Raw genomic sequence first — 26,202 nt, 5'->3', positions numbered from 1 at the left:
CTAAATTTTTTCACTATTAATTCAACATAAAATCAACATTTCTTTTTTTAATTCTAAAAAAACAAGATTCTCTACTACTTTATTTATTTTTTAACAAGCATTGCAAAATACCTTGCCTAATAATAATCAAGTATTTGTAAAATTTCTCTCATGTTGAAGTATGTATTACACTACATAAATTACTATTCTTCTATGAAAAACTTACGGAAAGCCAATCCATCTTTTGTTTCAATTTGAATATAGTACATTCCACCTGTTAAGTTAGTTGTATTTACTTTGTAACGAGTAGAAGAAATACGTTCTGTTTTGAGAATTATTTTTCTTCCAATGGCATCAATCAATACAAAAGTAGGTTCACCATTTGGTGTACTTGTTCCAAAATCAATAAAGAAGTTACCCGTATTTGGATTAGGAAAAATATCTACGTTTCTTAATTCTATCGGTTCTTCTATGCCTGTAACTTCATCTGCTGTAAAGATAATTGTTTCAGAAACCGAACTACAACCTGATTCTGTCAAAACAAGCAAGCTATACTCACCTGTTTCTGTTGGTGTATAAGTTCGTTCGAAAGCATTTTCAATAGGAACACCCTCTTTTAGCCATTGATAAGTAATAGATTCTTGACTATTTAAGGTACTTGTCAAAACATTTTCACTTGTCAGAACAATACTAATTTCAGGTTGAGGAAGAACTTCAATTTCTACTTCATTCGAAAGAGCTGTACAACCATTTACTGTCAAAATTTCGGCTGTATATTTTCCTGCACTTGTAACTGTATAGCTTCTATCACTTGCAAAAGCCAAAATAACACCGTCTTTTCTCCAACGAATTTGTTGAGGGTTTGTAAAATCCTCATTGATTTCTAATTTCAAACCAAAAGGCTGACCTTCACAAAATACTGTTTGGTTCGGTGGATTGATTTCAAAATTTAATCCTGCTTGACACTCTACATTGAGCGTAATCGAACGGCGTTGTAAAGTCAAATTTGGTAACCTTGGGTTCGTAACTTGTGCTGTATAAATTCCTACATCATTATTACTTACTCTATTTATTGCAAAATTTTGAGTAGTCGCAACAGAAGTTCCATTTCTAAACCATTGATAATTATTTCCACTTCCTTGTGTCTGAACTGTAAATGAAATAGATGAATTTAGAATTGCTAAAATATCTTCTTCTTCATTAATAGGAGCTTGTGGTGCATAATCAAATACAGAATAACTTCGGTTCGAATAAGGTAATAAATCATCAAATTCTAATTCGTTTTCAGATATTTTAAATATTGACAAACTACTTAGTTGCAAAAAGCCTGTTGGTAAAGCAGTCAAATTATTTGTATTCATTTCAAACTGTGTCAAACGAACTAAGTTTTGTACATCAGTAGGAATAGTTGAAATGTAATTTCGATTTGCATAAAACTGAATGAGTTTTCTCAGATTTGTAATGGAATTTGGCAAACCTAAAAGTTCATTATCACTTGCATTCAAGACTAAAAGTTCACCCAAATTTCCTATACTTTCAGGAAGTTCTATAAATTTATTATCATTCAGATATAAGTTTTGAAGACTTTCTAAATTTCCTATTTCATCAGGCAAATTAGTGAGATTATTTCTTGATAACCATAGAGCTTGAAGATTAACAAGATTTCCAAATGAAGCAGGAAGAGTCCCTTCAAAATTATTTTTATCTAAATCTAAATAAGTCAGTGTAGTAATAGCTCCAATAGAAGCAGGAATTTGTCCTTCTAAATCATTATCAAAGAAACTCAAATAACGTAACTCAGAGAAAAAATCATCATCAAAAACATTCGGTAAATTTCCACTCATATTACGAGAAGACAAATCTAATTCTCTTATTTTATCTCCAATAACTGTAACACCTTCCCACGTAGCAACAGGGTCTGTCAAAACCCAAGGGTTCGTCCAACCAGTACCTCCTGTTTCCTCAAAAATAGTTACTAAAGCAAGTGAGTCAGTAGGATTTACAAAACCTTGAACTTCCAATGTAATCGGACTTCGTTCTAATGTAAGCCTAGTAGCAACTGTATTGGTTATCTCACAAACATAAATACCTGCATCAGAAGGAACAGCACTAGAAATAGTATAATTCCAGTTTGTTGCTCCAGCAATAGGATTTTCATCTTTGTACCATTGATAATTATTAAAATCGCCCTCTGTTTGAGAGTTAAAGGTAATAGATTCAGTTTGTCTGACTCTTTCAGTACGAGGAGCATAAATTTTGCCTTGTGGAGAATACGTAAAATTAGGAATTGCTCCTACAAAATCTTCTGCTGATTCAAAATCAAGTCGGTTTGCTCCAATATTCAATGAAAAATCAGATTCAGTGCGTCTAGCCAAATTCAGAACTGAAGAAGGAAGTCTCCCTGATAGATTATTGCCAAATAAATTGATAGAAGCAACTTTACCACAACGAACACCTATACCATTCCAAGTAGAAACAGGTGTATTCAAATCCCAACGATTAGTCCAAGAAGAACCACCCATTTCGTTATACATCTGAACTAAAATAAGAGAATCAGAAGGAACAACATAATACTGTTCTTCAATAGTAACAATTTGCTCGTCGGTAGCTGTATTTCCTGCTGAATCTATTGCTGTCCAAGTAACAATAGTTTCGCCAATAGGAAATTCTGAGGGAGCATCATTGAATACTCTAAACAAACAATTATCTGAAACTCTCGGAGTTCCTATATCTAAGCTATCTCTTGTAGAAGTACAACCGTACAAATTAGTCGTTTTTGTAATACTTTGAGGAGCTTCAATAGTAGGACTTTGATTATCTGTAACTGTAACAGTAAATGTGTTTGGTGAAGAAGTATTACCATTTCTATCTGTTGCTGTCCAACTTACAGTAGTAACTCCTATATTAAAACGAAGTGCTTCTAAAGAAGACAAATCTCCTAAAGTTGCTCCACTAACAAGATAACGATATGAAGCTACACCACAATTATCACTTGCTGTTCCGTTTGGAATACGTGTAACTGCATTTGTAGTTCTATTTGTATAATAACAATTTGTTGCATTGGTACTTCTTGTGAAGTTGGGCATTGCTGTTAATGTAGGAGGTTCTTGGTTATCAACTACTGTAATAGTAAATGTACTTGAAGATGAAATATTACCATTTATATCTGTTGCCATCCAAGTTATGGTTGTTGTTCCTTCATTAAATACTTGGTTTTCTAGTGTAGAAACCGTTCCTGTTGTTGCACCTGTTAATACATACTCATACAAATCAATACCACAATTATCACTTGCTGTTCCGTCAGCAATATAAAAATTACTCGTCGATATATTTTGGAAACTACAACCTTGATTTGGTGATAATGTTACGCTTGAGATAGGTGTTATAGTTGGTGCAATATTATCTTCAACTGTAACCGTAAAATCATCTGAGTTGGAAATATTTCCACTTCCATCTGTTGCTGTCCAAGTTACCGTTGTGATTCCACTATTGAAAACGAGGCTAGATAAATCTGAAAATGTTCCACTCGTTGCACCTGTCAAAACATACGAATAAGAAGAAATAGAACAGTTATCAGTAGCAACACCATTTGGAATATCTGTATTGGTAAAGGTACAACTCCCAGCATCTACATTTCTTGTAAAATCTAATTGTGCTGTCAGCGTTGGTAGTTGAGTATCATTTACAGTAACTGTAAATTCATCACTTGTAGAAATATTTCCACTTCCATCTGTCGCTGTCCAAGTAACCGTTGTTGTTCCAACATTAAAAACTTGACTTGTCAAATCTGGAACTGTTCCTGTGGTTGCACCTGTCAGAACATAAGAGTAAGAAGCAACGGAACAATTATCTGTTGCAACTCCATTTGGAATATCTGTATTTACAAAACTACAATTTCCTACATCTGCATCTCTTGTAAAGTCAGCTTGAGCTGTCAGCGTTGGTAGTTGAGTATCATTTACAGTAACTGTAAATTCATCACTTGTAGAAATATTTCCATTTACATCTGTCGCTGTCCAAGTAACCGTTGTTGTTCCACTATTGAAAACAAGAGTAGATAAATCTGAAAATGTTCCACTCGTTGCACCTGTCAAAACATACGAATAAGAAGAAATAGAACAGTTATCAGTAGCAACACCATTTGGAATATCTGTATTGGTAAAGGTACAACTCCCAGCATCTACATTTCTTGTAAAATCTAATTGTGCTGTCAAGACAGGAAGTTCATTATCTTCCACTGTAACCGTAAAATCATCTGAGTTAGAAATATTTCCACTTCCATCCGTTGCTGTCCAAGTGACTGTTGTGATTCCACTATTGAAAACAAGAGTAGATAAATCTGAGAATGTTCCACTCGTTGCACCTGTCAAAACATACGAATAAGAAGAAATAGAACAGTTATCAGTAGCAACACCATTTGGAATATCTGTATTGGTAAAGGTACAACTCCCAGCATCTACATTTCTTGTAAAATCTAATTGTGCTGTCAAGACAGGAAGTTCATTATCTTCCACTGTAACCGTAAAATCATCTGAGTTAGAAATATTTCCACTTCCATCCGTTGCTGTCCAAGTGACTGTTGTGATTCCACTATTGAAAACAAGAGTAGATAAATCTGAGAATGTTCCACTCGTTGCACCTGTCAAAACATACGAATAAGAAGAAATAGAACAGTTATCAGCAGCAACACCATTTGGAATATCTGTATTTGTAAAGGTACAACTCCCAGCATCTACATTTCTTGTAAAGTCTAATTGTGCTGTCAAGACAGGAAGTTGTGTATCGGCATCTCCTATTCCTTCAATAGCAAAGTCATATATTCCTTCATCACTATCATTATTAATTACACTTACAATCGCATTTCTAGTTCCTGTTGCAGAGGGTTCAAAAGTAACTGTAAAGTTTTGACTACCACTTGCAGAAATAGTTATGGGTAAAGTAAAACCACTCAAAGTAAAGTCAGCAAAATTTGTTCCTGTAATAGTAATATCACTTACTGTTAAGTCTGCCAAGCCTGTATTTTGAATAGTATATGTTTTAACTATTGTATTTGTACCACATTCTAATATGCTTCCAAAATCTGTATCATTGGCTGTACTTGTAATAGTTGTTCCACTGGCAATATCATTTCCGTTTCCTTGTACGTTTATTTCTGGGACATTTGCTACTGGTAGAGCATTAGAAAAAGGAGAGGTATCTCCAGTTGCTCCATCCGTAGCTGTTGTTGTTATATTATTTCCAATAGTAAAGGCTCCTGAATATGTCCAACTTGTTCCTGTTGCTGTTACAGTTCCTAAGTAGGTTCTACCTTGTGCTTCACCTGTATTATTTTCAAAAACTTCAATTATATCTCCTGATTCCTCACACGTTCCTGAAATAAGTGTAGGAGTAGCAGAAGTAATCATAGGAGCTTCTTTGTCATTATTTGCTGCTGGATTCAAGATAATCCCATCATCAAAATTATTGTATATAGAATTATGACTAATAGTATTTTGAATAGAACCTCCATCTACATTAATCCCAAAGCCACTAAAATTACCATTATTAGCAATAATATTGCTTCCTGCTGCTGTTCCATCTCCTATGTTATTATTTGTTCCATCAGTATTAATGTGAATACCATCTACACTATTCCTCAATGAGGTTGTTCCATCAGCAGCTACACCAATATAATTACCTAGTATAGTATTATCTGATGATGCTGTTCCATCTATACGTACTCCGTGTGATAATGCTCCAGAAATAATATTTCGTTCTGCTGGGTTGAGACCACCAATCATATTATTAGCACTATTCTGCATGACTAAAGCTCCACTGGTAGCTGTAGCAGGGTAAGAAGCACTGCCTTCTGCATTTACTCCAATATGATTTCCTTCTACTATATGTCCTGCTGTTCCAGAAAGCCATAAGGCAGCCAAGCCACTAGAAACACTTTGCTCTATGGATACCCCTTTTATAGTGATACTAGAAGCACCTGAAAGACGTACATTATTATTAGATGGAGGAGTGGCTATTTGTATTTTTATATCAGCAGGAGCAATGTTTGTAGCAGGTTCTGAGTCAAAAGCAGAGTAACCATCTATTAGTACCTCTCTTGTAAAATGATTCATTACTGAAGATTGTATCGTCCAAACGCTAGTACCTAAATCATAATTAGTGTCGGTAGTAGGAATACTAAAATCAATATAGTTTTTACCTGCAAGTCCGTTTGCTTGTGTAATTACCTCTCTTAAACTCTCTGCACCAGCATCATTTGTATTTTTTACTCGCAGTGTCCAAAGTGGATCATTTCCATCTGCTCCTGCTGTTGAGCCTAATGTTCCTATATTAGTATTTACTGATAGGTCATCTACTGTTTGTCCTGTTCCTTCTTCAAAATTCCAATAGGCTGCCCCTCCGTTTTCTGTGTTAGTTGCCATATCAATTTGGATTTGAGCAGAAGTGCGAACAGAGTTAAAAATACGTATTTGGTCTATTTGTCCTAAAAATGGTTCTGTTCCAGCTAAACTACCAATATATAAAACTGGACTTGCAACAGAATTAATTTTGGATGCAAAAGTAGTAATTGGAGTAGAATTGCCATCAATATAAAGATTTATCGTACCAGCATTATCATCTACAAAAGCAAGATGATGCCATTTGTTTTTTTCAAAAGTATGAGCAAAATTGAAATGAGTAGTTCCGTCAAAAAATGTTACACCACTTCTGTCAGCATTCAAGTAATATGCCCACTTTGTTGTAGAGAACTCTACAAGTCCTACTAGAAATTGCCTATTTGCAGCAGTAGTAAATTGAGGCTTTACCCATAGTTCAACTGTACCTTGTGTATAGTCTATTGCAAAACCAGAAGTAACTTCGACATAATCATCCACCCCATCAAAATACATTCCCTTGTTTCCGATAGGCTGAGTGGGGATAGGAGGTGTGGTTACAGGTATAGCAGTAGAAAATTCTGAAGTACCATTAGTAGGATTTGTGCTTGTTGTGGTAACCTCATCATTTAAAGTAAAAGAACCTGTCAGCAACCAAGTATTCGAACTGACTGTAGTTTGTCCAATATGAGTTACACCTTGTGCAGTCGTACTTATATTATCTACATATACATCTATTATATCACCATCAGCACAGGGGTTACAATTACCCTCTATTAAAACTTCATTAGCTGTATTAATAACTGGGGTAGTCTGGTTGTTATTTCCATCAGTATTCAAGTTGATACCAATTCCATTATTATAAATTTGATTATAACGCACTACTTGATTATCTGTATTAGCAGCAACTATTAAAACTCCTGTAGCATGATTGGCAATAATATTTCCTTCTGCTGCACTAGTTCCTCCTAATATATTATTAGTTGTGCCATTCGTAAGCAAAACACCTATAGAAACACCTAAATCAGAAGAGCCATCAGCTCCTACCCCAATATTATTTCCTTGTATGATAACATTTGAAGATCCTGTATTAGCAACTGACATAGCTCGTCCTGTTGTAGAAGGAGCAGAAATAATATTAGTATGTTCTATAGTATTTCCACCAATCATCATGTTAGTTCCACTACCTACAAAAAGACCATTTGTACTTCCTGTGGCACTAGCTAGTAAGTTGTTACCTGTTTTATCTGTACTAATATAATTACGTTGTATATTTACGTTATCAGTTCCTCCAGATAAAGAAAGTCCCGTTCCAATATTACCCGAAATTAGATTACTGAACTCAGAACTAGTTCCACCGATTTGATGATTTATGCCTCCTGAAATTCTTATACCTGAACCATTACTAGAACTACTACTTCCTGTAAAATCAGTACCAATAAAGTTTCCATAGATATTTACTGTACCACCATTTATTGAAATCCCCTCTCCTCCAAAACGATTAATGACTAACCCCTGTACGGTAGCATTTACATTAGTGAATGTTAAACCAGTAGTAGTACCACCTATTGTACTTCCTTCTATTTCTATTAGGGGTTCTGCATTCGTACCACCTGCAACTGCATTTGTATTTACCAATGAGCCAAACTGTGAATAACCATCTATGAAAATATCTTCTGTAATGGTTGGTAATGCACTAGCTACTGGAGATATAGTATAAGGAGGTGTAGCAGTCGGAATACTAAAATCAATATAATTTTTCCCAGCAAGTGTATTAGCATCATTAATGACATCTCTAAAACTCTCTGCACCACTATCATTTGTGTTTTTTACTCGTAATGCCCAAAGGGGACTGTTTGTAAGTGTACCATTATGTTGCGTTGTGTTTGTTTGTCTATCTAATGCATTAGCTCCTGTTCCATTTTCAAAATCCCAGTAACCTAATAAACCAGTAGTATTTATAGCAGTACTTGCCATATCAGCTTGAATCTGTCCTGCATCACGAACACTAGTAAATATTTTAAATTCATCAAGTTGCCCTTCAAAAAGCTGACCATCATTTATAGTTAAAGCACCAGTAGTACCTGCATTTCCAAGAGGATCATTTGTAGTTGCGACTGATGCTACCTCCATGCCATTAAAATAAATTTTGGCTGTGGCATTCCTTTGATAAGTACAAGCAATATGTGTCCACTCATTTAATGGAAGTTGGGTGGTAGTTGTAAAATTGACATTAGTCCCTGATGGTATATTTAAGAATAATCGAACTGTTCCATCTCCATTGATGTGTATTCGTTTATCATCTATACCTCCTCCAACTCTTCTAAATAATCTTGCATTAAGAACATGCCTTTTTGGTTTTACCCACATCATGTAAGTAACCTCTGCACCAACATCAAAGGCAGCAGTAGGAGGTATAGATATTTGGTCATCCACGCCATCAAAATACATTCCTCGGTTTCCAATAGGCTGCGTAGGAAAACAAGAAGCATCTATTGCATCGCCTGTGATAGTCCAGTTATTAGGAGCTGATGTAATCGTATTATGAGCTGCAACAGCACAGTAAGTACGCCCTGCTGCTCCTAGTTGTACATTTGGAGTTAATGCTTGTCCTGCCCAGCCTATGAGAGTAGCATCGTAAACAAGTTGATCCATTCCACAATTATTAAGCATATTTTCCATACTCACTGGAGTAGTTATTCCTGATATATCCCAGCCTCCTAAATTTTGATTAAAAGCAGAAGCGTCAAGAAACATTCCATTCATTTTGGTTACTGTTGTTGTATTCCAACTCAAAGGATTTGTACTTGCACCACTTGCTTCTCCATTATTAAATACATAGGCTTTTCTAAACATATTTTCCATATTTACAACTAAGTCTGTATCCCAAGTTCCAATATCTTGATTAAAGATAGAAGCTTGGTCAAACATACTTTGCATGTCTGTTACTGCTGCTGTCGATGTAAAATTCAGAGGTTGATTAAAAACAGTTGTATTATAAAACATGTAAGACATACTTCCAACTAATCCTGTATTCCAGTTTAATGGATTACTACCTGTATTGCCTATATCTCCATTATTGAAAGCAACTGCATTATTAAACATATTAACCATCTCGGTTACTGCTGCTGTATTCCAGCTTCCAATATTTTGATTGAATGAACTTGCTGATCTAAACATATTGCTCATTTGAGTTACTGATGTAGTATTCCAATTATTCATATTTGGATCTCCAACAAAAGAAATACAATCACTAAACATTCTATTTAGGTTTGCTCCCCCCCCTAAATTAGGTGTATTAGTAGCACCTGCTCCAATAGTAGTCAGATTAGAACACCCATAAAAAGCATATTCCATACTTGTCCAAGCTATATCTCCCCATTGTTCGATGGTTTGTAGTTTTAATTTATCTCCACTATTATTAAAATAAATACGTGGAAAATCTCCTGTGATAGAAACTGTATATGTACCCTCATTTCCTACACCATAATCATGAATAGGATTTAAAGAACTACCTAATCCGTTATAAGTGTCAGAGTTACTATCTCCCCAATCTACAGTAAAGTTATAATTTGTATTAGGCTCTAAAGGAATAAGTATCTCTGTTGCACTAGTCGTGCCTGTATTATCTGTTTTCCATGTAGTAATGAAAGGATTTGAAGGTGGCACAAAAACAGCAAACGAATAAGTCGTATTTGCAGTTAATGATTGTGAGGTCGTCGATGCTGTCGTTAAACCAGCAGTAGCTGTTATATCTTGATCTATTACACTACCTAAACCATTGTCATAATATATACCATGACTAGAGAGAGCGACACCTGTTGTATTATAAATAGCTGTGTTACTAGTCCAATTTGTAAAAATAGATGCATTAGCAGCAATAGTAGGCGTAATCTCTGTAATCACTTTTATTGCTCCCGTATTAGCAGCGAGTGTGGGTGTCCCAGAGAGATAGTCCCTTGCTTTTACTTTTACAATACCCATATTAGCACTAACACTAACAGTAGTAACTGTATAAGTATTTATAGAGTATCCTACAGGAAAAGCCCTTGATGCTGAAGGAATCGGACGCTGAAATGTTCCTGTACCATTAGTAACAAAAAATGAATTAGCACTAAAGCCGAATAGTCCTACATCCACCAAGAAGTTTTTATCTTCTAATACTACTTTTGTTCCTGTACCCCCAAAAGTTACATCATTCTCTACTGTAGTCAGCGATGGAACGGTTGTGCCTGTTAGAGTAATTTCGTTTGCAGCAGGGGAAATAAAATCCACATCATAAAAAGTAGTGTTGTTGGCTCCTCCTATCGTTTGAGATGTTCCAGTCCCACTAAATGTTACTTTACCATTTCTTGCCTCAAAAGTTCCGTTGTTGCTCCACTCTCCCTTAATATCAATAGCATAGTTATTTGTATTATCTACATCAAGGGTTACACTATTATCTATTGTCAAGTTTCCATTAACAATAATATCTCCACCCAAAGTCTTTGTACTTGCTGTGGAAACTTGCAGATTGTGATAAGTAGAAGATTTTACAGTAGCAGCTCCATTTCTAGTATATTGTACCAAACTATTATTTCCAGAGGCATCTAATATACCTGTTGCCATCAAAGAGTTTCCATCAGCTCTCAGAATTCCATTTGCTCCTAACGTGATTTGAGAAGTTCCATCAGTGCCGTTTATTCTAGCGTTACCTATATAGTTTACTTCTCCTGTAATAGTAAGATTAACACCAGATGGAATAGTAAGTTGGTTTGTGGATGTATTTATATCTAAAGGCTGAGAACCTGAAACAGTTTGAGAGGCAAGAAAATTAATATTCGATAAGCCATCCATATCAAAAGTACCATTGTTTTCAATTCCACTACCAAAATTAAAAGTGGCATTAGATGGATTAAATTGGAAAGTACCTCCAGATGCAACCGTTACACTACCTACAAAATCATATGTTAAGGTTGATGAGTTACTAGTGGAAAGTTCACCAAAAATATCTGTTGTTCCATTAATAGTTAGAGAAGAAGAAATATCAAAAATAGCATTTGTATTAACTATTAAGTTCCTATTTATAGAGGTAATGCCTGAAAGTGACTTTGTACTTGTTCCAGAAATGGTAAGGTTTCTATAATTACTTCCAGTAAAAGTCGTGGGTATGCCATAGTCAGTAGTACCATAAAACTCTATCAATGAACCAGCATTTGTAATGAAAGTATTTGTAGTAAGGCTAGGAAGTGAACCACTAGCTATACGAAGGGTTCGTACTCCAACAGCAGCATTTGTAGAAAGTTCACTGATTGAATGTCCTGTGGTATTTCCAAAATCTAAAATAGCTCCTTGATTAATTTGAATAGAATTAGCTAAAATATTATTTACATTTACAGTTACCTTATTTATTCCAGTAGTAGCAATGATAATATTTGAGCTTGACGTAGGTACAACTCCACCTACCCATGTAGTTCCATTATTCCAGTTTCCTCCTGTTGCTGTTGAGGTAAAGGTAGAAAATATATGAGTTGAAACTACAATTTTATCATTATTTGTGTGCGATACAATATCAAGTCTTCCATCATTATTCATATCTGCAATCTCTACTCTTTGCGTAGCTGATTGTCCATTGCTTATTTGTATAATTCCTCCGAAATTACCTGCTCCATCTCCTAAACGAGCCTTTACGGGCGTGCCTGCATAATCTGTAATTAAAAAATCAAGATGGCTATCATTATTAAGATCGGCTACACTAATATCTCTTGAGTCTGTACCGATAGGAAAGGGGGCAAATGTTGGGTTGAAGTAACTAGCTCCGTTATTGGTTGTGCCATAATGTATAGTAACTTCATTTCTATTGACACTCCCAACAATAAGGTCTAGATTACCATCACTGTTAAAATCTCCAGCTTCAAAAGTACTCGAACCCGTATTTGAGGTGGTAATGGTATGAAGATTAAAATTTGTACTTCCATCATTTTCAAGATAACTAAAATTAGCAGCACTACTTGTACCAACTATTATATCTAAAAAACTATCATTGTTAAAATCTCTAACCAATACTCTATTTGGTTGATTACCCACATCATAACGAGCAAAATTAAGAGAAAAAGAACCATTACCATTTCCTAAATGAATATTTATTCTATCTCCACTACTATGTGATGTAATTAAATCTAAATTACCATCATTGTTAATATCAACTGATGTAACCTGAGTAGGTACATCACTAGGGGGTGTCATAGAAATACTTGCTTCACTTTGAAACGTTCCATCTCCATTCCCTTTATAAAAAGATAAAGTGCTACTATTTGGATTAGCTACTACTACATCTGCTAAGCCATCATTGTCAAAATCTCCAGCTGTTAGAGAGCGTGCATTAAAATCTGCAGCTACTGTAGGTGTTGCTACTACATTTAAAGTAGTTCCGTTATTCAGTCTTGCCTCTAAAGTCCTTGTAGCACTTCCAGAAACAGTAACCACGTCTAAAAGTCCATCGTTATTCAAATCTACTACTGCCATATCTCTCTGATTAGCCGTATTGGTATAAGCAGTATGTTGATAATTAGTACCCGAAACAGGAATTTGTGCCAACAAACCATGCCCAGTCAGTAACAGCAATAAAAAAAGAAAAGAAAAAAAACGGAAAGCAGTAAATATATTTTTCATAGACTATTATAGGGTAAGTCGAAATATTTTTATTTTATAAGTAGATACAAGTTACCTATTTCGACGCAGTAAAGAAATAGATAGATGAATAGAACGTGTTGATTTTGTGTTGATTGTAAAGAAATAAACCCTCAAATAATACTGAGTAGTACAAAAATATGAATTTTTGATTACAAAACAGCTTATTGGTTCTACTTTGTTAATACGCAAGGCAAAATATTAAGTTTTTGTTTTTTTAAGAAAATGCGTTATAGTTGAGACATGAATCCATATCAAAAAACAAACTACTTATGTTTATCTGATATTTTGATTTCAAATTATCTATTATCTAGCTTCCAAACTCTTAAGATTTAAATAGAAAAACCAAGTGGTTACGAACCAATGCAATTATATTTCAAACTCTATACTAAAAATCATTTACGTACCATTTTTACTATAAAACAAAATTATTTTGCTTTATTAAAAATTGTGCTTTACCTTTGCAGTCTTATAAAAATCTAACTGTCAGTTTATTAGCTTATGTTTTATTCATTTGCTATATATTTTTGATAAAAACAGTCAAAAAACCTTCTTTATTTTATCAATCTGCTTATTGATAGTTTCTTAGATAAAAACACCTTCAATTTGAGGTTAGTTACAACCACACCTAATTCAATGAAAAAAAATCTATTCTTACAAATTTTGGTAGCCGTATTTTTTTGTACTCTACCGATGGTTTCGTTTGCCCAAACCACAGGCGACTTCCGTACCAACGGAGCAGTAACATTCAACGCTCCCACCAACTGGCAACGCTACAATGGTACAGACTGGGTAGCTGCTGCATCTGCACCAACTTCATCAGACGGAGCAATTTTGATTAGTGGCTCACACACAGCACAAGTTACTACAAGCATTACACTAGACCAAGTTTCAGTTGATGGAATCTTGCAAATAAATAACGGAGCTACTCTTACCCTTGCAGACGGTACAGGCGATGACCTTTTTGTTAGAAACAGACTTTTCTTTCAAGCAACAGGAACGATAGCAGGAGCAGGACAGCTCGTTTTCTACAAACAAGCCATTATCAAAACGGCAAATGTAGGAGGTATTTCGGCTTCTATTACAAGCACAACACCTACTTTTACAGCAGGAGTAAGCTATGAGTTTAATGGAAGTACAGCACAAAGCACAGGTTTTGCAGGACTTACAATAGAAAATCCTCTACATTTCAAGTTTGAAAATACAGCAGGAATTACGATAGATGCAAACCTAACCATCACAGGAACACTTACAAGCGACAAAAATGTACCCATTACGATAGGCACAGGCGTAACTTCATTTACAGCCAATGCCATCTACAACGGAGGAAGTTTTGATAACTGCGTAGGAGCGACCATTACACCAGCTTTCACAAGTGCAGACTGGGCAAGTCCGAAAGGAGTTTATCAAAGCAATGATAGCAGCGAACCGACACTAGAAGCTACTTCTATCCATACCAACAGCGACAAAACCACAGCACACATCTACTGGATGAAAAGTGGAAATGGAAACAACCGTATTGTAGTCTTGAAAGCAGGTTCGGCAGTAAACGCAAGCGCACCAATAGACAACACCACTTATACAGCCAATACAGCTTTTGGAACAGGAACAGCCTTAGACGGTGGTTTTGTAGTCTATAATGGCGAAGGAAGCCAAGTAAATATCACAGGACTGACCGAAGGAACAACCTACCACGTAACCGTATTCGAATACAATAAAGATTGTGGCAGCAACCAAAACTACAAAACAGGAACTCCACTAACGACTTCTTTTGTAGCAAGTGAAAGATCATTTCGTACTACGTGGATTACTACGGATGGAGCAACACCTAACACTGGAACAATTACTATTCCTACTACTGGTGGAGGGTACAATTATGATATTACTTGGACAAACCTAACCAATGCAGGAGTAGGAAATGGTTCTGCCACAGGAATAACTACTAATAACTATCAGATTACAGGATTAGCAAATAATGATACTTACGAAATAGCCATTACTGGAGCTTTTCCTCGTTTTTATGTAGGTTTTTTGGCTAACTCACAAGAAAATAAATTAAGAACTATTGAAGAGTGGGGAAGTCAAGTTTGGTCTAGTATGAGTTACGCATTTAGTGGTTTCTCAAACCTTACTTATAATGCTACTGATGCTCCTAACTTAAGTGGAGTAGCTGATATGTCCAGTATGTTTAGTGGATGCACTAATTTTAATGGGAATCTCAATAATTGGAACACACAGAATGTGACTAATATGAGTTATATGTTCAGAATAGCTACTAATTTCAATCAAAGCATTAGTAGTTGGAACACACAAAACGTGACTAATATGAGTTATTTATTCCGAAGAGCTATTAACTTCAATCAAAGCATTGGTAGTTGGAATACACAAAATGTGACAGATATGACTGGAATGTTTGATCACTCATTTACCTTCAATCAATCTATTAGTAATTGGAATACACAGAATGTAAATTTTATAAGTAATATGTTTGCTTCAGCTGACTCCTTTAATCAACCTATTGGTAATTGGAATACACAAAATGTAATAATTATGAATGGTATGTTTGATGGAATTGGAGCATCAGTTAGTATAACTCCCTTTAATCAGGATATTAGTAACTGGAATATATCAAATGTAGTTGATATGAGTAGAATGTTTACATCTTCTGCATTCAATCAAAACATAGGTAATTGGAATATTAGTAGTGTTACAAGTATGAATAATATGCTTGATTACTCTGGTCTAAGCCAAACTAACTATGATGCAACCCTCACAGGCTGGGCAACACAAACTGTAAAACCAAATGTACTACTAGGAGCAGCAGAACTAAACTACTGTGCAGGAGAAGCAGCAAGAAATACACTTACTTCTGCTCCTAATAACTGGGTTATTACAGATGCTGGGCTTTTGTGTCCTGTAAATTATTATGTAAAAGAGACTGGAAATGATACTAATACAGGAACTGACTTTGCCAATGCTTTTGCTACTCTACAAAAAGCTCTTTCTGTTGCTACTGTTGGTTCTAAAATCTACGTAGCAAAGGGAACATACAAGCCTACACAACAGTACGATATAGCTACTGGCAATCCTACAACAGGAGAACCAAGAAAAGCAACCTTCAAAATACCTAATGGTGTAGAAGTATATGGTGGTTTTGCAGGAACAGAAACAGGAGCAATTACACAAACTGTTCTAGATGCTCGTGATTTTACTACTAATACTACTATTTTGAGTGGAGATTTGAATGGAGATGATCAAGTAAACAGCCCTCCTACTGATTGGATAGACTATATCAACTATGATGAAAATGTTTATCATGTTGTTTATACTAAAAATGTATCCTCTTCTACTCACTTAGATGGCTTTTCTATCACAGCAGGAAATGCTAATGACTTTTCAGTAGATAGAAACTTTAGTGGAGCAGGTTTTTATAATGATGGAGGTGGTACAGGAAATTCATCTACTCCAAGCATTGATAATTGTAATTTTTACCAAAACCTTGCCTTTGATAGAGGAGGAGCATTAAATAACAATGGTATAGATGGAGGAAATGCCAGTCCATATATTTCTAATTGCAAATTTTCTCAAAATATGGGTAACCAAGATGGAGGAGCAATAGAAAATAATGGTTTAAACGGAGTTTCAAGTCCTACTATCATAAATTGTGCTTTTACACAAAATATGTGTAGAATAAGAGGAGGAGCTATATATAATAATGGTAGAAATGGTATTTCTAGCCCTACCATAACCAACTGCTTCTTTGTGAAAAACACAACTATTGGATTTAGTGGAGAAGGAAGTGCTATATTTAATGATGGAAGTAGTGGCACTTCCAATTCTACGATTACAAATTGCTCTTTTACAGAAAACGTAGGTGGTGGAGTAATAGTCAGTTATGAAAACTCCAATACTATAATTCGTAATAGTATTTTTTGGGATAATAGCACACGTACAATGCGTTCTTGGTGGAATTTTGGAGGTACGACAGATGTTTCTCATACTCTAGTAGAAGAAGCTAATCAGACTGTAATAACTACTAGTGCTATGGCTGGTACTACAGTAGGTGCAGGAATGATATACAATCAAAATCCAAATTTTACTTGTGTTGCTAGTAATGATTTGCATTTGGTAATTGGCTCTCCAGCAATCGATACAGGAGATAATGGTAGTATTCCAGCAGGAATTACTACAGATTTTGTAGGAAGTACACGTATTCAGAATGGTATAGTAGATATGGGAGCATTTGAAGGAGGAGTACCTTTGAATGATTCAGAAATCAATCTCCAATCCAACAGTACAGATATTGCAGATGGAAGTACTACCCTCGCAATAGCAAATAACACAGACTTCGGAAATGTAACTACAAGCAAAGTAGTTACTTACACCATCCAAAATACAGGAACAACAGACCTTACTATTTTTTCTATTGATGTAACAGGAACAAATAATACTGAATTTGTAGTGAGTGGGTTTACTCCTAATGCAGTTATTACAGCAGGAAATGATATCACTTTTAATGTTACTTTTACACCTGCTGCATTAGGAATAAGAACAGCAACAATTACAGTTAATAGTGATGATTGTGATGAAGGGGTTTATGATTTTGCTGTAGAAGGAGCAGGCTCTATTGCTACTCCTATTACTTTATCAGCTACTATCACTCCAGTAAGCTGTGCAGGAGGCAGTACAGGAGCTATTGATTTAACAGTAACAGGAGGCACAGGAAGTGCTACTTACCTTTGGAATACAGGAGCAACGACAGAAGATATTTCTGGATTAGCAGTGGGTGAATATACAGTTACGATTAGTGATGGAGGAACTGATTATACAGCGACTTATGAAGTAGGTTATGACTTAAACTGGACAGATTTGACTAATTTTACAGTGAATGCAGAGAAAGAGTTAGTCAAAGGAGCTACTACAGGTTGGGATAGTGATGCAAGTTCAGTAGAACGAGTAATAGGTGATGGAGGTATTGTATTTACAGCCTCTGAAACAACAAACTCTTATATTGTTGGTCTTTCTTATCTCAATAATAATGTTGGTTATTCGGATATTGGATATGCTATTTATCTAAATAGACTGGGAGAAGTAGAAGTCTATCAACAAGGAAATTATATAGGAAGTCATGGTAATTATGTGTCTGGCGATATTTTCCGTATCACTCGTAGTGGCACAACCATTACATACTCTAAAAATGGTGTTCCTTTTCGCACTCAAACCAATGCTAAAAGTACAGATTTATTTGTGAGTGCTACTATGTTTAATGCTTCTTCATCAATTCCTCAAGTTCAATTTACGAGTTGTCCTATTTCCTTAGTAGTTTCTACGACTTCAAATAGTTGTCCTGCTACTACTTCAGGCAGTGCAGTGGCAAGTTTAGTAGGAGAAGTTCTTCCTGTTACCTATAGCTGGTCAGGTGGTGGAGAAACTACAGTTAGTATCACAGGCAAACCGAATGGCACTTATACAGTAACAGCTACTCTTGCAAGTGCTGGTTTGGTTCTTACTAAATCTGTCGTTATTGGTAATATCATTACTTGGGAAAATGAAAGTAATGTTTCTGTTGTAGGTAATGTTGTCTCCAAAACAGATACACAAGGCTGGACAAGTGGAGCTAATTCTACCCAACAGTTGAGTCCTACAGTAGATGGATGGGTCAATAACACAATCACTTCCACTTCCACTTCCTATATGTTTGGTTTAGCCAAATCAAACACAGATGCAAGCTATACTTCCATTACATATGCGTGGTATGTTTCAAAAGGTGGGATTGCTTATCCTAATTATAATGCTCAATCAGGAGCAGGTGTAGCTTATCAAGTAGGCGATAATTTGAGAGTAGGACGAGAGGGAAGTCAAATCAAATTCTATAAAAATGAAGTTGTTGTTTATCAGTCTACAGTAAGTACAGGAGAACGTTTGGTAGCTGATGTTTCCATTTATACACTTAATGGGACAGCAGGAGTTTTACAAAATTCATTTTGTGGAACAACAGGAGGTGAAACCTATTCGTCTGTTGTTACCAATTTTGATTGTGGCAGTGGTTCTAGTTTAGGTAGTATTGATGTAACAGGCACAGGTTTTACCTATTCTTGGTCAGCTCCTAGGTTTTCAACCGTTAGCACAGAAGATATATCCAATCTACCAGCCAATGGCTACACACTTACACTTTCAAAAGGAGGAATAGATTATAGTTCTTCTTATTTAGTAGGAGCATCTCTTAGTTGGACAGGTTTGACAGATTTTACTCAAGAAGGAGATAATTTAAAGAAAACAGGTACTTCTAATAACTGGAGTAGCTCTGCAAATTCTACGGTTTCTTTTGAGGGAGATGGAGGTATTTTATTCCTTGCTCAACCAAATGCATCTTATATGATAGGTGTTTCTAAAGCAGAAGGTGGTGCAGGTTATACTTCTATTGATTATGCAATTTACTTGGCAGCATCAGGTAGTGTTTCCATTTATGAAAAAGGTGTTTTTAAAGGTAATTTTGGAACTTATCAAGCCAATGATGTTTTCAAAATAGAACGTTTTGGAAGTAGTATTCATTATTCCAAAAATGGTTCTTCTTTTTATACAAGCAGCACCAGTAGCCATTCAAGTTTACTTGCTGATGTGAGTATGCATACAGGAAGTGGTATTTTACCTCAAGTCTTGTTTACGGATTGTCCTTTATCTATTGATGTAACAAGTTCTGCTGCTTCTTGTCCTAGTTCTGGTGTAAGTGCAACAGCCAGTCTAAGTGGTGGTGTTTTTTCAAGTACTTATGAATGGAAAGATGCTGCAAATAACACAGTAAGTTCATCAGCAACGTTGAGTCCTCAAACAGATGGAGGATATTACACCGTTACAGCGACAGGTAGTTATGGAACATTGACTAAAACAGTCTTTTTGAGTTACCAAAATACTTTTGTGAATCAAACAGAGGTTTCAGTCAGTGGTACAACAGTCACTAAAAGTACATCTACAGCTTCTTGGTCAGCAGGCGCAACAACAAATACGTTAGCAGCAAGTAGTTCAGGTTCTATCCTCAATACAGTTGCTCAAAAGGCATCTTATATGTTTGGTTTGGCTATTCCAAATACGATTGCAAGCTATACTTCCATCAAATATGCGTGGTATCTTACTCCAAGTGGTGTTGCTTATTCAAGTTATAACTCTACTTCAGGTGGAAGTACAACTTATCAAGTAGGGGATAAATTTAGTGTGGCAAGAGATGGAAATATGATTAAATATTTCAAAAATAATGTTCTTATTCATCAAGAATCAGCGATTATGGATGCACTTGTAGGTGATGTATCGATTCATACACCAAATGCATCAGCAGGTAGTTTTGTCGTTTCTTTTTGTGGAAGTGGTGCTAGAATTCCAAACAAAATTCAAGCAAATGAAACAACAACGGATGTAGAAAAAGATACATTTAGTATTTATCCAAATCCAAGTACAGGTATTTTCAATGTTCGTTTTGGAACTTCTTTATCAGCAGATACACAAGTAACTGTTTTTGATGGCATCGGTAGAAGCATCAAAACACAAACTTTCGAAAAAGGAAGTCAGAAGTTTACCATTGACCTCAAAAATCAGCCGAAAGGAATATATCTTATTCATTTTAATCAAAATGGAAACACTTATTCTAAAGCGATTATTGTGGAGTAATTGTTTATTCAAACTTTGAGAGTCTTTTAATAAAAGCTCTCAAAGTTTTAGACATTTATTGATTTTTTTTTCACTAAAAAAAATCAATACAAAAAAGAGTTTCACTATTCATTCTTAGAATAGTAAAACTCTTTTTTTATAAATCTAAATTAATTCAGAATAAATTTATTCTGCTGCCGTTTCAGTTTCTACTACTTTAGGTGTCGCAACATCTTCTTTGCAGTTGTCTAACATAGACTGGAACATTCCTATAATATCAGTAAGCTCGTTTAAGAAAAAACGGTGTGGATGAATTTGGATGGTATCACCTTCCAAACGCAAAAACAGCCACTGTTCACCTGTTGTTACACATCCATAAATAGTTGTAATATTATTATCTTCACGCTCATTAAAAATATCTGCTGCAATCATTTGGGCCACACATTTTCCTAAGCCTAAATCAAGGTTATTTTTGTAAGCCTGTACAATAGACATAACTGGCGAAGAAATAGAGTAAGACTCTGCTCCCATTGATAAAATAATATCTGAAGGACCTGCCAAACCTTCACGAGGCTCTACATTAAAATACTCTCCCGAATAAATCGTAAATATACGTTCGGTACGCTTGCGAAGCTCTAAAAGAATAGGCATCAAAATAAACTCTGTACGTGCTTTTTCTGTCTTGATTGGCAAATCTGCCGTAATTTCCATTGTTTGTTTTAGCCATTCACTTGGCTCAATAGGAGTAATTCCTTCAAATAAATCTTTTTGTACTTCATTGAGATTAAAACGTCTTTTGATACGGTCAAAACTGAACTTATTATAGTTCATGAATTCTCTTTTGTTGTAGCGAGAATAGTTGTTGTGTCCTCCATTTGAATTGTTGTAGTTAGAATTATGTCCGTTACCACGCTCGTTGTGGTTAGAATTATGATTTGAGCCTTGGTAACCTCCATTAGAATTATTAGAGGCACGAGAATTAGAATATGAGGACTGTTGATGAGAATCTTCTTCTTGATTTCTTGAACGATTTGGATACTTAGGTGTTTTCATTATTATTTGTTCGATATAAATACTAGTACTATTAAAAGTAAACTAAATTGATTAAAATTACTATATATAAAATAAACTTAAATTAAGCTGATATGCTTCTTTTTTTTGAACTAACTATTTTCTAACTGTATAGGATTTGATAGATTCTATATTATTTTTTTACTCCTTCTAGTATAATGAATAGATTAAAGGTTTCCAAAAATAGTGAAAAATTATATAAAAATAAAAATTTAATTAAAAAGATAGATTTAATCATTCTCATTTTCTATTTATCCACCTGTATTTGTTTCTGTTTCATCTTTAGATTCTTGCACAGGGTTTTCTTTTAATTTTTTATCTGCTACTTCTAACAGTTTTTTTGCATATTCTTGTTCTTTACTTCCTTCATATTTTGAAACAAAAGTATTCAATTTCTCTACATAAATGGGCAGAGATTCTATATGAGAAGCACTCATAATTCGAAGTAATTCTATTTTTGCATTATAACTGTTTTGAGGATAATCAGTTTGGATTTTCTCTAATTTCTCAATCGCTTTTTCATAGTTTTTAGCGGAATAAAGCTCATAACTTTCTTTATACAAACTTGTAACAATCGTATCATTAACAGCAGCTTCCTCTAAATAATTAGGGTCAGAAATAAGTTTTGCAAAAGTAGATTCAGGATACTTTGATTGTAAGGTATTTTCATAACTAGCTACATCACACTTTTCTAATGTTTTGTTTTCCAAGCATATTTTACGAAGCAAAAATAATGCTTCTGGAATATTTTTGTTTGTAGGAAAATCTTTAATAAAACGTTCAAAAGTAGCTCTCGCATTTTCATTTTCTTCAAGCTGATAGTGATATACTTTGCCAAGCTCAAATAAAGCAACCTCAATTTCTTTCTCTAAAAGTGTAATTTCTTCTTTTGTAGTCGGAACTGTTTTCAAACGTTCTTCTACTCCTGCAACGGTTGCATACAGGTTTTCTTGCTCTGTTTTGCTATCTACCATTGTTTCTGTTGGATTGGCTGTATTATCGATAGCACTATTTATTTTATTGCTTCTTCTCCAATTATCTTCCAAAGGTCTGTTTTTCCATACTCTTACAAATGTATTCTTTCCTTGTCGAACTGCTTGTTCGTTATAAAAATACCATGTTTGAGCAGGATTAGATGTATTTGCAAATGGATTTGTTGTTCCTTGATTGACTAAATTTCCATTTTTGGCTGCTTTTTCGGCTGCTGCTATTTCTTTATCTATTTGTGCTTTTTCTTCTGCTATTTGCTTTTCAAAATACTTGACTAACTCATCCTGTGACATTTGAGAAAGTTCTATTTTTGTATCTGCTTTCTCCAATACATCATACTGCTCAAAAAATTGGTTCAAAATCTCTCCTCGTGCAGCAATTTTATCATAATTACGCATTTCTTCTGTACTGATTGCGAGTGCAGAATCATAATATGAATTTGCTTTTGCATACTCACTTTCAGCATAATAAAGTTCGCCCATTCTAACATACGTATAAGCTCTTTGAGCTGAATTAGTAGAAGGTTGATTCAAAGATTCTTGCAAAAGATTTATTGCTTCTTCTGTATTGCCTCGCTTTTGAGCAAAACCAGCCATTTCATAATAAATACGGTCTTTGTATTCTTCATTTTTTTGGTCTTTGAGCAATTTTTCAAAATATTTTTGTGCTTGTTTTACATCTTCTGCACTCGTTCCTGCTACCTGTGAAGCATTGAGTTGAGCATTAAAAACCATTTCATATTCAGGGTGTGCTTTTATACTTGCTTGATAATTTTGATATGATTTGCTATCAAACTTCTTGATATTTATTGTTTTGTCATCAATGCCTTGTTTGGCTTTATTCTGATAAACCTGTCCCAAAATAAAATGATAACGAGCTTTTTGAGTTCTATTTTTCACATAAGGCAAGGCAAGTTCTAAATAGGCTGCTGTTTTGTCAAAATCATTTATACTTCTATAATAATGAGCTGACACCAAATAAAAATCTCTAATATTTTCTTCTGAAAATTTATCGCCTTCTTTCGAAATATAATCCATCGTAAAAGAAGCTTGATCCAAGTTTCCACTTTCAATAAACGAGCGCATCAGCCAAATAAGCGAAGCATGACGAATATCTAATTCATTACTATTTCCATTCAAATATTTAAAGGAATTAATAGCATTTCTATAATCTGCTTGATGCAAACGAGCTTTCCCAATCAATAAATAACTATCATCTGTCCAGTCACTTTCTGGGTGGCGTTGAATGGGTAAAGAAGCCTTTTCGACAACATAATCTAGCTCACCCTTAAATCCTCCCATCGAAACACTATCGATTGGAGGCAAGACTGACAATACATTATTAAAATCACTTTTTTGTTGAATATATGTATTCTTATACACTTCATTAAAACGCTCTTGTGCCAAAAAATAGGCATTGTAGCGAGAAGCTGTATTTCTGTAAAACTGGCAAGAAGTAATGCCATTAAATAAACAAAATACAGAAATAAGAAATAATAAACTCTTAATTATTCTTTTTTGAAATGTTGCTAAATTCATTTATCGCTTTAATTATAATTACAATTATTTTCTATCAAAATTTGTGTATAGTTTATTTCATTCAATTATTTTTATCATTTATATTTAAACCTATAAGGTTGTGAAAACCTTATAGGTTTAGAAAATTAAATTACTTCTTTACTTTTTCTTTTTTATCCTTTTTTGCTTGTCCATTTGATTCTTTTTTTGCTTTTGGCTCTAATTCCAAAAATGGATATTCATAGCTTGTCGGAGCATTAAACGTTTCTTTGATTGTACGAGGACTTACCCAACGCAACAAATTCAGATACGAACCTGCTTTGTCGTTTGTTCCTGATGCTCTTGCACCACCAAACGGCTGCTGACCTACCACTGCACCTGTTGGTTTATCATTGATATAAAAATTACCTGCTGCATTTTTGAGTTTTTTGGTAGCTAATTCTACGGCTGTACGGTCATGAGCAAAAATAGAACCTGTCAAAGCATACGGAGAAGTTTGGTCTGTAAGCGTAAGAATATCCTCAAAATCATTCTCTGGATAAACATAAATTGTCAAGACAGGACCGAAAATTTCTTCACACATCGTAATATATTTCGGGTCTTCTACTTTCAAGACTGTTGGCTCAATAAAATAGCCTTTTGATTTGTCATAATTTCCACCTGCAATTACTTTGACATTTTTGTCTTTTTTGGCGTTGTCTATATACTTAGCAATTTTATCAAATGATTTCTCATCAATGACAGCATTTACAAAATTACCATACACTTCTGGCGAACCTACTTTGATATCAGAAAGCATGTCTGTCATTCTTTCTTTTACTTCCTTCCAAATATTTTGAGGAAGATAAGCTCTTGAAGCAGCCGAACATTTTTGTCCTTGAAACTCAAAAGCACCACGAACAAGTGCAGTAGCTACTTGACCAGCATTTGCAGTATGATGAGCCACCACAAAATCTTTTCCACCTGTTTCTCCTACAATTCTCGGATAACTCTTATAGTTTTGGATATTTTTGCCAATTTCTTTCCAAATTGTTTGGAATACACCTGTACTTCCTGTAAAATGGATTCCTGCAAAATCTTTATGATTGAAAATTACATCGCCTGTTTCAGGACCATCTGTAAAAATAAGGTTAATTACTCCGTCTGGCATTCCTGCTTTTTCGAAAACCTCCATAATTACATGAGCAGAATAAATCTGAGTAAATGCTGGTTTCCAAACTATAACATTTCCCATAAGGGCAGCCGAAGCTGGAAGATTTCCTGCAATAGCCGTAAAATTGAATGGCGTAAGCGCAAAAACAAATCCTTCTAAAGGACGATATTCTAATTTATTCCAAATTCCATCAGATGAAACAGGTTGTTTTTCATAAATCTCTTGCATAAAATAAGCATTGAAACGCAAGAAATCAATAAACTCACAAGCTGCATCGATTTCAGCTTGATAAGCATTTTTAGACTGACCTAACACAGTTGCTGCATTGATTTTAGCACGATATTCTCCTGCGATAAGGTCAGCAGCTTTCAAGAAAATAGTTGCACGGTTTGTCCAAGGCAATTCTTCCCAAGATTCTTTTGCTGCCAATGCTGCACGAATAGCTTGCTCTACATGTCCTTTGTCACCATAATGAAAATGACCTAATGTATGCTTGTGGTCGTGAGGAGGAGAAAGACGCATTTTTTCTTCTGTACGTACTTTTTGTCCACCAATCGTCATTGGAATATCTAATTCTTGACTACGTAATTCTTTAATCGCTTTTTTGAGTGCTTCACGCTCTGGAGAACCTGCACGGTATTCTAAAACAGGTTCGTTTTTTGGAAAAGGAATAGAAAAAATGGCATTTTGCATATTAAAAATTGCTTTATGTTTGTTGTATGGAATTATTTTGTTTCTATGATTTATCGATTTATTAATCAGATAAAAATACGATAGAACAAAAATACAAATACTATTTGAGAATTGGTAATTT

The 26,202-nt window shown here is 34.8% G+C and carries 5 protein-coding genes; 1 reads left to right on the top strand and 4 read right to left on the bottom strand.

Features of this window, described 5'->3' with window-relative positions:
• Positions 1-182 precede the first annotated feature (182 nt).
• The gene (locus ACE193_RS23145) at positions 183-13,001 is read right to left on the bottom strand and encodes a BspA family leucine-rich repeat surface protein (protein WP_375560557.1); all 12,819 of its coding nucleotides are present in this window, start codon (positions 12,999-13,001) and stop codon (positions 183-185) included.
• A 654-nt stretch (positions 13,002-13,655) separates the two neighbouring features.
• Here ACE193_RS23145 and ACE193_RS23140 point away from each other — a divergent pair.
• Positions 13,656-20,678 carry a BspA family leucine-rich repeat surface protein gene (locus tag ACE193_RS23140; protein WP_375560556.1) on the top strand — a complete coding sequence of 2,341 codons (7,023 nt, stop codon included), beginning with the start codon at positions 13,656-13,658 and terminating at the stop codon, positions 20,676-20,678.
• 165 nt (positions 20,679-20,843) lie between these two features.
• On the opposite strand, the gene ACE193_RS23135 is transcribed toward ACE193_RS23140, so the two are convergent.
• The 3 genes from ACE193_RS23135 to pruA form a co-directional block, all read right to left on the bottom strand.
• The gene (locus ACE193_RS23135; RefSeq protein WP_375560555.1) at positions 20,844-21,710 is read right to left on the bottom strand and encodes a hypothetical protein; all 867 of its coding nucleotides are present in this window, start codon (positions 21,708-21,710) and stop codon (positions 20,844-20,846) included.
• 269 nt (positions 21,711-21,979) lie between these two features.
• Entirely contained in the window at positions 21,980-24,256 is a 2,277-nt protein-coding gene (gene bamD, locus ACE193_RS23130) for an outer membrane protein assembly factor BamD (RefSeq protein ID WP_375560554.1), read from the bottom strand.
• Positions 24,257-24,386: 130 nt separating this feature from the next.
• Positions 24,387-26,081 carry an L-glutamate gamma-semialdehyde dehydrogenase gene (pruA, locus tag ACE193_RS23125; RefSeq protein ID WP_375560553.1) on the bottom strand — a complete coding sequence of 565 codons (1,695 nt, stop codon included), beginning with the start codon at positions 26,079-26,081 and terminating at the stop codon, positions 24,387-24,389.
• Between the last annotated feature and the right edge of the window lie 121 nt (positions 26,082-26,202).

The organism is Bernardetia aquimarina, from assembly GCF_042180575.1.
GTDB lineage: Bacteria > Bacteroidota > Bacteroidia > Cytophagales > Bernardetiaceae > Bernardetia.
This window is presented reverse-complemented; position numbering and strand designations above follow the sequence as displayed.

Coding starts and splice junctions, on each gene's coding strand:
- ACE193_RS23145 (WP_375560557.1), bottom strand. CDS start 13,001: ATGAAAAATATATTTACTGCTTTCCGTTTTTTTTCTTTTCTTTTTTTA.
- ACE193_RS23140 (WP_375560556.1), top strand. CDS start 13,656: ATGAAAAAAAATCTATTCTTACAAATTTTGGTAGCCGTATTTTTTTGT.
- ACE193_RS23135 (WP_375560555.1), bottom strand. CDS start 21,710: ATGAAAACACCTAAGTATCCAAATCGTTCAAGAAATCAAGAAGAAGAT.
- bamD (WP_375560554.1), bottom strand. CDS start 24,256: ATGAATTTAGCAACATTTCAAAAAAGAATAATTAAGAGTTTATTATTT.
- pruA (WP_375560553.1), bottom strand. CDS start 26,081: ATGCAAAATGCCATTTTTTCTATTCCTTTTCCAAAAAACGAACCTGTT.